General features: G+C 44.3%; 13 protein-coding genes. 3 read left to right on the forward strand and 10 right to left on the reverse strand.

All coding sequences use genetic code 11. The features are described from left to right. Positions 1–322: IS4 family transposase (locus T538_RS18990; protein ID WP_031541296.1), on the forward strand; the 322-nt coding region annotated here is incomplete at its 5' end. Between the two features lie 115 nt (positions 323–437). Here the strand turns inward: T538_RS18990 and T538_RS0111840 are convergent. Further along, the gene (locus tag T538_RS0111840) at positions 438–935 is read right to left on the reverse strand and encodes a hypothetical protein (protein WP_155993162.1); all 498 of its coding nucleotides are present in this window, start codon (positions 933–935) and stop codon (positions 438–440) included. Between the two features lie 336 nt (positions 936–1271). On the opposite strand from T538_RS0111840, the gene T538_RS0111845 reads away from it, so the two are divergent. Next, positions 1272–2036: a hypothetical protein gene (locus T538_RS0111845; protein WP_155993164.1), complete on the forward strand. Its 765-nt coding sequence runs from the start codon at positions 1272–1274 to the stop codon at positions 2034–2036. Positions 2037–2288: 252 nt separating this feature from the next. Here T538_RS0111845 and T538_RS0111850 read toward each other — a convergent pair whose 3' ends face one another. Then, complete coding sequence (locus T538_RS0111850; RefSeq protein WP_031533995.1) at positions 2289–4442, reverse strand: elongation factor G; 2154 nt, start codon at positions 4440–4442, stop codon at positions 2289–2291. A 162-nt stretch (positions 4443–4604) separates the two neighbouring features. Between T538_RS0111850 and hisS the strand changes: the two genes are divergently transcribed. Next, a complete protein-coding gene (gene hisS, locus T538_RS0111855; RefSeq protein WP_031533996.1) occupies positions 4605–5966 on the forward strand; it encodes a histidine--tRNA ligase in 1362 nt (453 codons plus the stop codon). A gap of 136 nt (positions 5967–6102) precedes the next feature. Here hisS and T538_RS0111860 read toward each other — a convergent pair whose 3' ends face one another. The 8 genes from T538_RS0111860 to T538_RS0111895 form a co-directional block, all read right to left on the reverse strand. After that, positions 6103–7131, reverse strand: coding sequence for an AAA family ATPase (locus T538_RS0111860; protein WP_031533997.1), 1029 nt, complete (start codon positions 7129–7131; stop codon positions 6103–6105). Positions 7132–7347: 216 nt separating this feature from the next. Beyond that, positions 7348–8061 (reverse strand): hypothetical protein, encoded by a 714-nt coding sequence (locus T538_RS0111865; RefSeq protein WP_155993166.1) that lies wholly within the window; start codon positions 8059–8061, stop codon positions 7348–7350. Positions 8062–8312: 251 nt separating this feature from the next. Further along, entirely contained in the window at positions 8313–8906 is a 594-nt protein-coding gene (locus tag T538_RS0111870; protein WP_031533999.1) for a class I SAM-dependent methyltransferase, read from the reverse strand. 22 nt (positions 8907–8928) lie between these two features. Further along, entirely contained in the window at positions 8929–9681 is a 753-nt protein-coding gene (locus tag T538_RS0111875) for a ZIP family metal transporter (protein WP_031534000.1), read from the reverse strand. A gap of 40 nt (positions 9682–9721) precedes the next feature. Continuing rightward, positions 9722–11422, reverse strand: coding sequence for an ABC transporter ATP-binding protein (locus tag T538_RS0111880; RefSeq protein WP_051656065.1), 1701 nt, complete (start codon positions 11420–11422; stop codon positions 9722–9724). Positions 11423–11458: 36 nt separating this feature from the next. Further along, the gene (locus tag T538_RS0111885) at positions 11459–13228 is read right to left on the reverse strand and encodes an ABC transporter ATP-binding protein (RefSeq protein ID WP_031534002.1); all 1770 of its coding nucleotides are present in this window, start codon (positions 13226–13228) and stop codon (positions 11459–11461) included. A gap of 11 nt (positions 13229–13239) precedes the next feature. Then, a complete protein-coding gene (locus tag T538_RS0111890) occupies positions 13240–14469 on the reverse strand; it encodes a DUF1302 family protein (protein ID WP_231497108.1) in 1230 nt (409 codons plus the stop codon). 2 nt (positions 14470–14471) lie between these two features. Continuing rightward, positions 14472–15245 (reverse strand): outer membrane lipoprotein-sorting protein, encoded by a 774-nt coding sequence (locus T538_RS0111895; RefSeq protein WP_031534004.1) that lies wholly within the window; start codon positions 15243–15245, stop codon positions 14472–14474. Between the last annotated feature and the right edge of the window lie 3 nt (positions 15246–15248).

The raw sequence follows: 15248 nt of genomic DNA on the forward strand, positions 1-15248 counted from the left end.
GATTGCAGAGCTGTACCGTGAACGCTGGCAGGTAGAGTTGTTCTTCAAGTGGATAAAGCAGCATCTGCGCATAAAATCGTTCTTCGGAACCAGCCAGAATGCAGTATTCACACAAATTTGGATTGCCGTATGCGACTATCTGCTTTTGCTTATTGCCCGCAAAGTCTATAATATTGAGCAGGAACTTTACATCTTCTCCCAAGCCATAGGTCTTGTACTTTTAGAGCAGATACCATTGACGGAACTGTTCAGCAAAATCGACATGACCGATACGGTAGACGAAGACATGCGCCAGTTGTCGCTTTTTGACAGTTTTGCATAATTGCATAAATATTCCGGACAGTAGTGAAAAAAAATAAGGCTTTATTATCCATAAACACATTTGAGTCTTCCCAAAAAGTCACGTTGAACCCTATGGCTTCCTTTATGTGAAAGGCTTATTTCACTTTCAAGGTTTCCCCGTTTGTTAGAACAAGTTCGAAACCCTTATTGCTGCAAGAAATGTAATTGACTTCGTCTGAAGCGAAATTCGTCTTATGCTTTGGATTAAGTTGCTTAAATTTAACTTTGCCGTCTGTCGAGGTGACGATTTTTATTGGCGAACCTTGATAAAAGAACAGATAGCTTTCGTCTGCTCTGTTTCTGTTTATTTCCAACTCATTTTCGTACAAGTCTTTTACGATTATTTCGCCAACGAGCGTAAAGACGGTGAGCAGTCTGTAATGCTGTCCTTTTCCGTTAATGAAAATCAGACTGTTTTGATATCTTTCGAGAAACCTTGGGACGTATTCGTCGAAAGGAATTCTGTCTATTATTTGATATTCTTCGGTATGTGTGCGGTGGTTTATGACAAAATTCATGGCTATTGTCGAGTCGTTCTTCTGACAAAACGAAATCATAGACAAACTATCGGGACGGATGGTTTCGGGCAACATCGTTTGTGCATAAATGTTGACAGAAAACAAAAAGAAAACAAGTGCAAATATGCGGTTCATATATTTTGGGTATTGCGGTAAAATTGCAGATGCAAAAGTAAATAATCTGCCAAACTTATCAAAACTATAGATGTAAAACAATTCCCACCTTGTTCGGGCCTGCAGGTCCAAATGCCCGTAAAAATATTCTAGAATACGAAAGGAATAGAAGTAAGGATTTACGTGAAAAAGGAGAATTAGATAAAAAGAAACATGTTAGACCTTAGTTGAATAATAATGGCGGTATAATATATCGCCATTATTGTCGTTCTATATTTATACATTTTTTTATAATTTATGAATTTAAGATATATATATTTAGGTTGTGATTATTCTTTTTCAGAAGAATTTGAGGATATATTTTCCTATAATACCCGATTTATTAGCAACTGGATGTCCAAAAATGTACGTAAGTTAAAAATCCCAACAGATGGAACATTCAACCATATCAACGTGGTTATATCTACAAATGAAGATTCATGTAAAAGATGTGCTCCAAGTATTTTCGAAATAACAATACATTGGACAGAACAAGATATAAAGGAATATCAGGCATTAAGGGATGAGAATAAAAGAATTCAACTGTATCTTGATTTGCTGAGAAAAGGCTTGGTAAGAGTCGCTGATTATTATGATATACATATAGATGAACTCTTGTCGCTAATAAACGTGTTCCAACAAAATGGATGTAAAAATGAATGGCTTTTAAGGTCAATGTTTATCAAGGAATGGAATGTAAGGCTTAAATTCACTTGTCATTTCTCGACTTCTGATTTTAGACTAAAACTAACTCTTTATGATAAAAAGAAAAATCCAATTGCGGAAAGGGTCGTTTTTAGAATATATCCAGATGAGGTTTTCTTTTCGTCTGAACTGAGAAAAGTTGTTGTTGAAGATAATAAACTTTATATAAATGATTTTCTCGATAAACATTTCATGTCGTTTGATTTGAATTTGTTAAAAGATGGAATTATTGAAGGAAAACTTCTTGATGATAATATCAAGAAGTATATATATGAATCAAATGTTGAAAAGTATGACAGAATCCAATGGTTACAATAAGTACATTTGTAATACATAGGTTTTGCAAAATAAACAACAGGGCGGAAAAACGGAGAATCAACTCTTTCGTTTTTCCGCCCTTGTTTTTCAAAATGCTGGCTTAATAGAAAGTGCTTTCAGCATCGTTCCGAAAAATACATTTCCTAAAAAACGGTGATTCTTATGACGAACTGGCATATAGATGCAAAAAAGCCTCCCTGCGGCATTTCTGCCAACAGGTGAGGCTTTCCAACTTTCTCCTTCGTTGTAATCTTATTCTTCTTCCTCTTTTGCGTGTTCGGCAATAAGCTGCTGCTGAATGTCGTTAGGAACGAGCTCGTAGCTTGCAAACTTCATGATGAAAGAGGCGCGTCCGCCGCTCAACGAACTGAGCGAAGTAGAGTAAGTTGACATCTCGTTCAACGGAACTTTTGCCTGAATCTTCTCGTAGCCGTTCTCCGAACTCATGCCTATAATCATTCCGCGTCGTCCCTGAAGGTCGCTCATCACGTCGCCCATCTTGTCGGAAGGCACGAAGACTTCGACATCGTAGATAGGCTCAAGAATCTTAGGACCGGCATTCTTGAACGCCTCGCTGAATGCCTGACGAGCCGCCAACATGAACGAGAGTTCGTTACTGTCAACCGGGTGCATCTTGCCGTCGTACACAACAACGCGCACGTTGCAGGCTGCCGAACCTGTTAGCGGTCCTTGTTCCAGACGGCTCATGATACCCTTCATGATGGCAGGCATGAAACGCGTATCGATAGCACCGCCAACGACGCTGTTGATGAATACGAGCTTGCCGCCCCAGTCGAGGGTTACCTCCTCCTTGCCCTTCATCGTTACGCGTATCTCCTGACCGTTGAAGTTGTATGAAACAGGGTCGGGCATACCTTCGCTGTAAGGCTCAACGATAAGGTGAACCTCGCCAAACTGACCTGCTCCGCCCGACTGCTTCTTGTGGCGATAGTCGGCTCTTGCGGCCTTCGTGATGGTCTCTCTGTAAGGAATTCTCTGCTGATAGAATGTAACAGGAATCTTGTCGATATTCTCGATGCGCCATTTAAGCGTGCGCAGATGGAATTCGCCCTGACCATGAACGAGAGTCTGGCGCAGTTCCTTGCTCTGCTCAACCATCCATGTAGGGTCTTCCTGCTGCATTCTGATGAGTGCAGCCATCATCTTTTCGGTGTCGCCCTCGTTGGTAGCCTTAATGGCGCGTGTATATTTAGGGTTAGGATACTTGATGAAGTTGAAGCGGTTGTCGCAATCCTTGTCGTTAAGGGTGTTGCCCGTGCGCACATCCTTCAGTTTTACGCAACAGCCAATGTCGCCGGCATGCAGTTCGGTAACCTTCTCGCGGTTTGCTCCCGAGCAGACGAAAATCTGAGCCAGACGCTCCTTGCTTCCGCGGTCGGCATTGGTAAGGTCCATGCCCTCCTTCAGGATGCCGCTCATAACCTTGAAGTACTGAACCTCGCCGATGTGAGGCTCTATTCCTGTCTTGAAGAAATATATTGATGTAGGAGCATCGTCGGTAAGCGGAACTTCAACGCCTCGTGTGTTGTGAACCGTAGGCATCTCGTCAACATGAGGCACTACGTTTCCGAGGAATTCCATCAGACGGCCAACGCCCATGTTCTTTCCTGCGCAAACGCAGAACACAGGGAATATGCTGCGCGTAACCATGCCCTTGCGTATGCCCTCGCGCATCTCGTCTTCGGTAAGTTGTTCTGTCTCGAAGAACTTCTCCATCAGTCCTTCGTCGTTCTCGGCAGCAGCCTCTACGAGAGTCTTGTGCATCATCTGCGCCTTTTCCTGCTCTTCTGCCGGAATATCCTCGATGGTAGGAGAGCCGCCGTCGGGTCCCCATGTAAGTTTCTTCATCAATATTACATCGATGAGCGAGTTAAAGTCGGGACCTGTCTTTATAGGGTACTGTACTGGCACGCACTTTGTGCCATATATAGTCTGGAGTTCTTCCAGAATGGCATCGTAGTCGCATTTTTCGTCATCGAGTTGGTTGATGAGGAAAATGGCAGGTTTAGACAGTTTTTCTGTGTATCTGAAGTGATTCTGAGTTCCGACTTCGGCACCGAAGCGTCCGTTTATGAGCATCACCACCGTGTCGGTAACATTCATTGCTGTGAGGGCTGCGCCGACGAAGTCGTCAGAACCGGGACAGTCTATGATATTCAGTTTCTTGCCCTTCCACTCAACGTGGAAGACGGTGGAGAAAACCGAGTATCCGTATTCCTGCTCAACCGGGAAATAGTCAGAAACGGTGTTCTGCTGAGTTATGCGACCGCGGCGCTTAATTTGTCCGCTTTCAAACAAGAGGGCTTCTGTAAGGGTAGTCTTACCCGAGCCGTCATTACCAAGCAACGCAATGTTCTTGATTTCTTTTGAACTATAGATTTGCATAAGGTAAAGTTTTTGATTAAAGGTTATGTTAATTAAGTTATCATCTCATAGTTAGTCAGCATAGTGTAAATCAACTCTTCGCAAATATACGAATTTATTCAATAAAACAAATGTTTATGCTATTTTTTATTAACTTTGCACGAAATTTTAATAAACGATATAATGGCACAGAAACCAAGTATTCCAAAAGGCACGCGCGACTTCTCTCCGGTAGAGATGGCAAAGCGCAACTATATATTCAACACCATTCGCGAGGTATATTCACTTTACGGTTTTCAGCAGATTGAGACTCCAGCCATGGAGAATCTCTCAACACTTATGGGAAAGTATGGTGAAGAGGGCGACAAACTGCTGTTCAAGATTCTTAACTCGGGCGATTTCCTGCACGGAATGACAGCCGACGAGGTTGCCAACACAAGCACCCTTAAACTGGCATCGAAGTTCTGTGAGAAGGGATTGCGCTACGACCTTACTGTGCCTTTTGCACGCTACGTTGTGCAGCACCGCGACGAACTTACGTTGCCTTTCAAGCGTTATCAGGTTCAGCCAGTATGGCGTGCCGACCGTCCGCAGAAGGGACGCTACCGCGAGTTCTATCAGTTCGACGGCGATGTTGTAGGCTCAGACTCTCTGCTCAACGAGGTTGAACTTATGCAGATTGTCGATACCGTGTTCACCCGCCTTGGCGCAAGAGTGTGCATAAAGATTAACAACCGAAAGATTCTTACTGGCATTGCCGAGATGATTGGCGCAGCCGATAAGATTGTTGACATAACCGTAGCCATCGATAAACTCGACAAAATCGGTCTTGATGCCGTAAATGCCGAGTTGGCAGAAGACGGAATAAGTGCTGAGGCTATCGAGAAACTTCAGCCTATTATCAAACTTAGCGGCTCTAATGCCGAGAAACTTGCTACTATGAAGCAGGTTCTTGCCGGGTCGGAGATAGGTTTGAAGGGTATCGAGGAGTGCGAATTCGTTCTGAATACCCTTACAGGCTTCAGCCTTAAAAACGAGGTTGAACTCGACCTTACCCTTGCCCGCGGTCTGAACTACTACACAGGCTGCATCTTCGAGGTTAAGGCTCTCGACGTACAGATTGGCTCAATAACCGGCGGCGGCCGCTACGACAATCTTACAGGCATCTTCGGAATGCCGGGCATCAGCGGCGTGGGCATCAGTTTCGGTGTTGACCGCATCTTCGATGTTTTGAATCAGCTTGAACTCTATCCAAAAGAGGCTGTAAACAGCACAAAGGTTCTGTTTGTAAACTTTGGCGACAAGGAGGCTGCATATTGTCTGCCTGTTCTGGCAAAACTTCGCGCCGCAGGTGTTTCGAGCGAGATTTTCCCTGATTCGGCCAAGATGAAGAAGCAGATGAGTTATGCCAACGCAAAGGGCATCGCCTATGTCGTCCTGGTAGGCGAGAACGAGATGAACGAGAACAAACTCACTCTGAAGAATATGGAGACTGGCGAGCAGAAGCTTGTTTCGGCAGAGGAACTTCTTGAAATTGTAAAGTAAAAGTCTTTTTTCAGAAAATAAAAGCAAAAGAGTGTGGATTCCAGACGGGTTCCACACTCTTTTTGCATACGATAAGGTTGTACGATTATGTCTGTTATCCTGTCTGAATGCCGAATAACAGGCGCATTGCCGATGCTTACATCATATTATGCCTAAACCAAACGGCATAGACAGGGTCGCAGAACGAATAATGGTCGTCCGACTTCTCTATGTAGCCGCGTTCTACCATTGCGCGCTTGTTTCGCGTTATGGTCTGGGCGTTTCCCAAGTTATATTGTTCAACGATTTTTGCGGCATTAAACTGATATTCGCCGTGCATCACCGCCTTGAGCATGGCAACCTGAGCCGAAGTCAGTGTTTCGGTTAGATTGTAGAATGTAGGGGCGTTGGTATCTACAAGTTGTTGTATTGACTGTTCGATGGTAAAGTCTTCGACGTTCATTGTTGTCGATGTCCACACAAAGAAGCACAGTTGCTGCACATAGTACGAGTTACATTCGGTAGTGTTGCAGATAAGTTCGGCTTGTTGTTCGGTAATGTATTTTCCGCTTTTCTTAAAGTGGCTTGTAATGTATTTTATCCATTCCGTTTTGTCAATCCGTGGCATTTTAATCAGTTGCCCGAATTTGTAAAGCCCTTTCTTGTAAGTGTCGAATGTTTGTGTCATCAGCACATTATCATTTCCGCTAATGCAGAAAACCACGTTCTTTTGTTCTTTTTGTGCTGTGTGCAGAGCCTTCTCCAGTTTATCGAAGTTCTGAATGTAGGTTAGTTGCTGAAACTCTTTGATGCAGATTATCAGTCTTAGGTTTTTCGCGGTGGCTTTTTCTTCTATTATCCTGAAGATGTCATCGCGTGTGCATTGCGGCGGCGTGTCGTCGGTGTCGGGCAGAATTTTCCTGACTGTTTCCTGAAGTCTGATGTAGAAGTTTTCTTCGGTCTTAATTCCGAAGGCATCGACAAAACAGATTTTTGTGTCGTTGTTTTCTTTCGCAATCTCCTCCGCCACGCTCTTGATGAGCGATGTCTTTCCCCATCCTCTGGGCGACATCAGGACTACGTTTTTGCCATTGCAGAGTAAGTCTTTGAGTTGCGCAATATCAGAAGTGCGATCTATGAATCTGTGGTGGTTTGCTGTCGTGCCGTACTGAAATGGGCATACCATAAGTAATTGAATTTAAATAGTTAGTGCTGCAAATATAGTAATTTTGTAAAATAAAATACTATTTTGTATAATGTAGCTTTGCCACTTGTGTTGAAGAACATATAACTGCGTAGTTTTTCGGGCAGTAAAAACCAAATGTGATGGAAAATGAAAAGAGACGACTGTAGCCTATACAGCCGCCTCATTGCAGATGCTTATAGAGAGTTAGGCTTTATTTTATTCTTCACCTCCCAAATTTTCAGAAACAAACAACTTAATGGCGTTCTCGCACTCAGTGCCGTAGCCCTCTCTTACGCCGGCACACATCCAGTATCCGTAGTTGCCTTTGAAGAACTCGAGAAGGGCCGAAGGGTCGCTTCCGTAGCGGAATTCGGTGTGGTAAGTCTTTTCTGGAGTGTCGGGCATAAAGAAGAAGTATTTGAACTCGTCGTTATTGTCATCGGTTGTCTGATACTTCACGAATCCCATAGTCTCGTCGGTGCCGATGTACTTGTAGTTGTGAGAGAAAACTGTCTTTCCGTTGCTGTCGAGACCTTTGATGTTGCTGCCGTTGATGACCATTTTCTTTATGCCGTTAGAGAAGTGGCAGTCGAACTGATATCCGTTAGGAAACTCGTTGTTTATACCTTCGCCATAAATTTTCACGGCTTCTGCTCCGTGAATGTTGCCAGCCATGCAGCCTTTTAGCATCTGTACCGACTCGGCAGCCTTTTCGTTGCCAACGCACTTGGCTGCTTCTGACAGCCACAAGGCATCGTACTTGCTGTTTGTTGCGCTCTCGCTTTCGAAAAACTCAATGTAAGTGCCGTCAAGTTCGTGATTGCTGAGAATTGTAGATTCCTCTTTGTCGTCGCTGCTGCAACTTGCCATTGTGCAGCCTGTGCAGATTGCAACTGCTGCAAAAACTGAAAACAGAAAATGTTTTTTCATCTTTTTACTCTTTTTTCAATAGAATTAATAATAAAGCTTTGAATTTGTTGTCTTGTTTTGTTCTGCAAAATTATTCTGTTTGTATATGTTTTTCAATCACTAAAATTAGTGAAAAGTGCTATCCAGTAATCACTATTGGTGATTTGTTGCTTCAGACTGAATAAAAAAATCCCGACCGTGCAATCGCTGCAGAGCCGGGCTGGAAAAAGAATATAATCTTCTACTTGTATAAATATGATGAATTGTGATTTTTATGCTCTTTTACATTCTGTGTAAAGCAAGTCTATCATGCCTTTCACGGTTTCTGAGTTCTCTATTTTCCATCCGTTGGATTGCAGGAATGACGAGAATTGCTCCGCCGTCCATTCGTGGGCGAATTTTATGCCGATGAGGGTCAGAAACCTCTGCCACAGATTTTTCCGTCCGTTAAAGATGAAGTTTGGGGCGATAAGCGTGCCGCCAGATTTCAGAACGCGGTCTATTTCGGACAGAGCCTTCTCGGGATTAGGCATGATGTGAAGCGCGTTGGCAATTATCACGACATCGAACGAATGTTCTTTAAAGTGCAGGTTGGTGGCATCTGCTACTTCAAAACGCACATTTTGCGGAACGTAGCCTTTCTTTGCCGTTGCAATCATCTTCGGCGCAAAATCTGTGGCAATCACGTTTTTGGCAGATGCCGCAATGTGCTTGGCAATCATTCCCGGTCCGGTGGCGAGTTCGAGAACCTCTTTCTCGGCAACGACTTGCGAGATTCGGTTGTACATATAATCGTAAATGCCTTTTTGTGAGTGCATTGAACGTTCGTAAACGGGTGCGAAAAAGTCCCAGACGGTTGTTTTCATATCAGTTTTGTTTTAAAAGTATCTATCCCATAACGACATCGAGCACCATCATCAAGGCAAAGCCGATGGCAAAACCTATTGTTGCTACGTTTGAGTGCTTGCCCTGCGATGCCTCGGGAATCAGTTCCTCGATAACTACATAAAGCATCGCTCCGGCGGCAAACGGCAGAAGGTAGGGCATCGTGGCGGTTGCCTCGGATGCAAGAAAGAGAACCAGAATGCTGCCTATTGGCTCGACAATGCCGCTCAGACTGCCCACGACGAAGGCTTTCAGACGGCTGTTGCCTGCGCTGCGCAGAGGCATTGAGATGATTGCCCCCTCGGGAATGTTCTGTATGGCAATGCCGAGCGAGAGAGCCAGCGCGCCAGAAAGACTGAAGTTGGCGGTTGTTGCGCCGGCTATTGCCACGCCCACAGCCATTCCCTCGGGAAAGTTGTGGATTGTAACCGCCAGAGCAAGCATCGTAGTGCGCGACAATCGGCTTTTAGGACCTTCTTGCCCTATTATCGGGTGCATGTGCGGCGTGATGTTGTCGATAAGCAGCAGAAAGGCAAATCCGCCAAGCAGTCCGCCTGCAACCTGCCACACGTTTCCCATTCCGAGAGCCGGAAGCAGCAGCGACCAGACCGATGCTGCCACCATGACTCCCGACGCAAAGCCGAGCTGAATCTTCTGAAACAGTTCTGGCATCTCGTTCTTCATCAGAAACACGAATGCAGAGCCGAAAATCGTTCCGGCAAGCGGAATAAGAAGTGTGATTATAATCGCGCTCATATTGATGCTTTATATTGTTGACGGTGCAAAAGTACGCATTTTATCCTGCAACCGAATTGCAAATGTTGCCTCCCGATGGATTGCCGAAAAACTCTTCTGATTTTGATACCGTTGCTTTTCCGTCCTTAATCGTGATAATTTTGTTCGCGCCTTGGATTGTCCGCAGCCTGTGGGCGATTACGAGGACGGTTTTGCCCTTGATGAGTTTTGAAATCGATTGCTGTATAAGTGTCTCGTTTTCAACGTCGAGCGATGCCGATGCCTCGTCCAAAAGGATGATTGGAGCGTTTTTGAGGAAGGCGCGGGCGATGGAAATCCTTTGACGTTCGCCGCCCGAAAGTTTCTTGCCGTTTTCGCCAATTACGGTGTTCCATTTGTCGGGTAATTGTTCCACAAATTCGGTGCAGTTGGCAAGTTCGGCTGCGGCTTTTACCTGTTCGTCGGTGGCGTTTTTGTCGCCAATACGGATGTTTTCCAAAACGGTGTTGTTAAACAATGTAACATCTTGAAAAACAATTGAGTAAAGACTCATAAGTGTTTCAGTGTCAACCTTTGAAATATCCTGACCACCAACAGTTATTTTGCCCGAATCAATATCCCAAAACCTTGCAGCAAGCCTTGAAACAGTGGTTTTGCCGCTGCCCGAAGGACCAATCAAAGCGGTTACTTCGCCCTGTTTTGCAGTGAACGAAACGCCGTCGAGAATCTTTTTGCCATCTTGATACGAGAACTTAACATTCTCAAACACAATGTCTCCGCCATTTACTTTAAGTTCCTCAGAGCCTTGAAGCTCCTTGTGAGAAAGAATTTCGTTGAGGCGTTCACAATTGACGTCAAGCGCAATGATTGCTGCAAAATGTTCGAGCGAAGTTATGAGCGGGTCGTAAAGCCGCGAAACTATTATCAAAAACAGAAAGAACATCAACACGTTGATTTCGCCTGATTTCAAGAGCATTGCGCCGACAAGTGCTGTGGTTGCAATTCCAAATTTCAGAAGCATTTCAGCATTGGTAACAAAGATTCCTGTGCCGAGTTCGTTCCAAAGCATACGTTTTTCAACCTCGTGGATTTTTGCCTTAACTTTCTGAAAATAACTCTCTTGTGCATTGTTTTGACGCAAATCCCGCACGGATTCCAAACATTCTTGAATTTGTTCGGTCATTTCGATGGCGGCAATGCTCTTTTTCTTGCCGAGTTTGTACTGAACTTTTCTTGACAATGCCACAATCACAAGGCTTACGGGCAGCACCCAAACCGCAGCCAATGCCATTTTCCAATTAACGAAAAAAAGACACGTCGCTAATATGCAAGTACTTATTATTGAGCCTATTAATTGCGGGATAAAATGCGATGAAGCTTGTTCAATGCTTGCTGCGTCGTCCATCAAAGTCGATGTTAAATCCGCAGAATCTTTTTTGGCGAAAAACGATAAAGGCAGTTTTCTGAGTTTTTCGGCTAACGTGATTCTGCGCACACCGCTCTCCTTGTAAGTAGAGAAAAAACATGTGTTGTACTGAATCATGGCTGTTACTATTAGCAACAAAACCCAAATGCAAATACCTGTCAGATAGAATGTTGCTTTATCCTCAAGACTATCGCCCAAAATGTCCTTTATCAAAACATAGAGTAACACAACGGGCGAAAACAGCACCAAATTGTAAAAGATATTTGCTACCGATGCAATTATCATCGATCTTGCGCCCTCGTCAGAAAGGGCATATTTTTGTTTCAAATTTTTCATTTCATTAATTACGAATTATGAATTATGCATTATGCATTAATTGTTAATAGTCCATTCTACCGATTTTTGATATTCGTTCCACATCCGACTGTAAATGCCTTGTTTGTCAAGGAGTTGGCTGTGTTTGCCTTGTTCGGCGATTTTGCCGTCTTTAAGCACGAAAATTTCGTCACAATTAACGATTGTAGATAGTCTGTGGGCTATTTTGATAACGGTTTTGCCTTTGGAAATTTCGTCGAAAGCCTTTAAGACTTTTTCCTCGTTTTCAGGGTCGGCAAATGCTGTCGCCTCGTCAAGAATTAAAACGGGTGTGTTTCTGAGCATCACCCTTGCGATTGCAATTCGCTGTTGTTCGCCACCGCTGAGATATGTACCTTTGCTGCCGAGAACAGATTTGACACCCTCGGGCAGACGGTCGATGATGTCGGAGCATTGCGCACGTTGTAGGGCTGACAAAACTTCCTCGTCAGTGGCATCGGGTTTTGCCATTCTTACATTTTCTAAAATGCTTGTTTTCCGAAGTTTGCTGTCTTGAAAAACAAACGAAACAATTTCGGAAAGTTTTTCAGAGGCGATGTTTTTAACATTGACTCCGCCTATGAGAATTTCGCCTTCCTTAACGTCCCAAAATCTTGAAATAAGGCTTGCGGCAGTAGTTTTGCCGCCGCCCGAAGGTCCAACAAATGCAACTTGAGAGCCGGACGGAATTTTCATCGAGATATTGTCCAGAGCGTTTTTCGTCGCGCCTTCATATTGAAATTTAACATTCTGAAATTCAACTGAATAATCTGTCGGGATTTGAGGATTTTCTGCCTCTTGGTTTTCTTTTACGTTGATGACGGTTTCAATGCGGTTGAGTGCTGTCTCCACAATCATATCCGCCTCTGAGGAGTGCATCAGTTTGAAAAGTGTTACCGCAATCACCGGCGTAAAGATGATGTAAAACAGCAAGTTGGAGAAAAATTCAGGGTCGTTGGCGTTGCTTGAATTATACAGAGCTACCGAAATCAGAATTGCAAAAGCTGAATTGATAACCACGGTATAAGCCGTCATCGGAATCCTAAAACGACGGGTGTAACTTACGGTAAATTTTTCGTAATCGTCGATGGATTTTTTGAACTTTTTGAACGAAAACACCGACTGTCCGAAAGTCTTGACAACGGGAATACCGCGCACATATTCAACGGCTTCCTTTGTCATATTTTCGAGAGCGGCGTTGTAAGCCTCGATGTCTTTTTTGAGGTTTTTGCCCACCATAAACATATACATTATGAAAAATCCTGCTATGACGGTTGCGATGCACAGAAGACCTATTTTCCAATCGAAATAAAGTAGCATTGCAATCATTGCGAGCGGTGTTGTGATTGCGACAGTTCGGTCGGGTAGGATATGCGCCATAAAATTTTCGAGTGATGCCGACGAGTCAATGATTATTTTGCGGATTTTGCCGCTGCCCTCGTTTTCGATATATCCGAGCGGCATTCTGAGAACTTTTTCTACGCATTTTTCTCTGACGTTAGCCACTGTTCTGAATGCTCCCAAATGCGAACAAGCAAGCGCACAAAAATATACGCACATCGCATTGACAGCATATTTGACGGCTTCAAAACCGTAGTTTTCGATGTTTTGGGCTTTGGAGAAATCGGGCATTACAGATAGGACTTCGCCGGTGATTTTCCAAATGAATACGAATGGCACGAGAGCAAGACACGCGCTCGCCGTCGCCAAAACGATGGAGCCGATGGTAAAATACTTGTAACCTCCGGCAAAATCCATCAATTTTATAAGATCTGATTTGTTTTTCATTATTCTTTCATTTAAAAACTCATTTTAACTTTGGCAAAAATTTCAGAATTTTTGTCGTACATTTTAAACATACCTTTGTCGGCATTGAAATAATCAAAGCCGAGAGCGATATGGAGCATATCATTTACAGAATAGTCGAACGTTGTTCGGTCGTAAACGCCGCCATTGGTTACATCTATATATGCGAAAGTGTTTACATTCAGAGTGTTGCGAAACAAATCTTTCGATATTCTGACTGTCGCCGTGCCCGAACTTCTGTATGAACTGATGCCCGAATTGTGGTCGTAACCGCCGATGTATTTGTGCGCATACTGAAGGCTGACGTTCCAGTCGTTGCCCGGATAGATGTCGATGCCCAGAAGCGCGTTCGTCGTATTTTTGCACACAACTTCGTTGTAGATGTCAGGTTGCTGAGCCTCGCCAAAATATTCTGCAAGTTCGCCGCGAAGCACAAATTTGCCTAATGGCAGCGAGATGTCGCATCCAGCCATCGTCATTCGCTTGTGCTTTGGATTTAGGATAACCTTGTGACTTTCAGAATTGTATCTCATCTCGAATACTGGCATCTTGTTGAATGTCCTGAGAGCGCAGACCGAGAAATCCACTCCGCTGAGAAACCACGACAGTCTTCCGCCAAATTCAGCATTTTTAATCTTGAAATCGGGTTTTGCGGCAGAAAGAACCGAGTCGTTGCCCGTAACCGATACAGCCCACGGATTGTTGCGGTCGAACGGCAGTTCGAAAGTCTCGATAACCGGAACGGCTATCGCCTCGAAGGCAAACGAACTTTTGCTGTATTTTACGCGCAGCGCATTTTCGGGTATTCGGATGTCGTCATAATCCTGAGCGAGAAATTCGCTGTAATCCATCGGCGACACCAAATCGGTAATGCGCAACGCATCTGCCACGCCCCAAGTGATAATCTGCCGTCCGGCGCGAATGTCGAACGCGCCAGTCTGCTGCGAGACGTAGAGTTCGCGAATGTTGAAGCCCGAATATTCGGGAATAAGCGAGTTGTAGACCGCGTTTGCCGAGAAGAACAGTTCGGATTTGTTTTTTGATACCGAGAGTTCGCCGCGCAAGCGAGTGCGCGACGACATCCAATCGTTCGGACTCTCGGTTCTTACAGCATGGTAAGTGTCGGCAAAACCTTTAATTTTTACTTTCAAATCTCCGTCGTCGTCCTGTGCAGAGACGGCGGCGGAAATAACAACAAAAAATAATGAGAAAAGCAGTCGCATTTTTATATTCCCTTTTCCATTTTTGCAACGTTAAACATGTCAGAGCCAATCTTCAGATTGTACTTCATGTCAGAAAAAGTGATGATTGTCTTGTGCTTAGTCTGAACATTCTGCATCTCCATCTTTCCGCGAGTCCAGAAGCCCTGAACCTGCTTTATGTCCTGCACATTGAGTACGCGATGAAGTTTTCCGAGTTTGTCGTAAAACTCAACCTTTACGGTCATGAAACAGTCTTTGCGAATCCACGATATTTTCTTTGAATAAATCTCGCGCTTGTCCTTCGGAACAGACTCGACAACATAGCAGTCGAATCCGCCGCATTTCTCCTTGCGCAGAAATTTGTGAGTGTCCTCGTCAACATTGCGGTCGCCCATATCGTCGTAAGTAAAGTCCGTTCCCATGAAATAATCAGTCTTTGAAGAACTTCCGCTTATTCGGCGAGTTTTTTTGAGGGCAGGCATGTAGAGCCATTTGTCGTCGTCCTTGCCAATCTCGTCGTAGTTCCAAGTCAGAAATCCCGTGCCTTTAACATCGCCCGGATAAGTGAATGTCATCATCGTCTTTGTGTCCTTGCCAATATCCATTGCCCACGATTCCACCTTGCGCTCGCGCTTAGAACCGTTGGCCTTCTCGAGCACCAGATTCATCTTGGCATATCGAGTGTCGCCATCGGGATTATCCTTTACTTTCTTAATGATGTCTCTGCCCGAAAGATTCTGAGCATCAACTGAATATGCAGCCAAAACTAAAGCCGCCAAAAATAATATCTTTCTCATATT

This window comes from Bacteroides sp. Ga6A2, assembly GCF_000702225.1.
Lineage (GTDB): Bacteria > Bacteroidota > Bacteroidia > Bacteroidales > Bacteroidaceae > Ga6A1.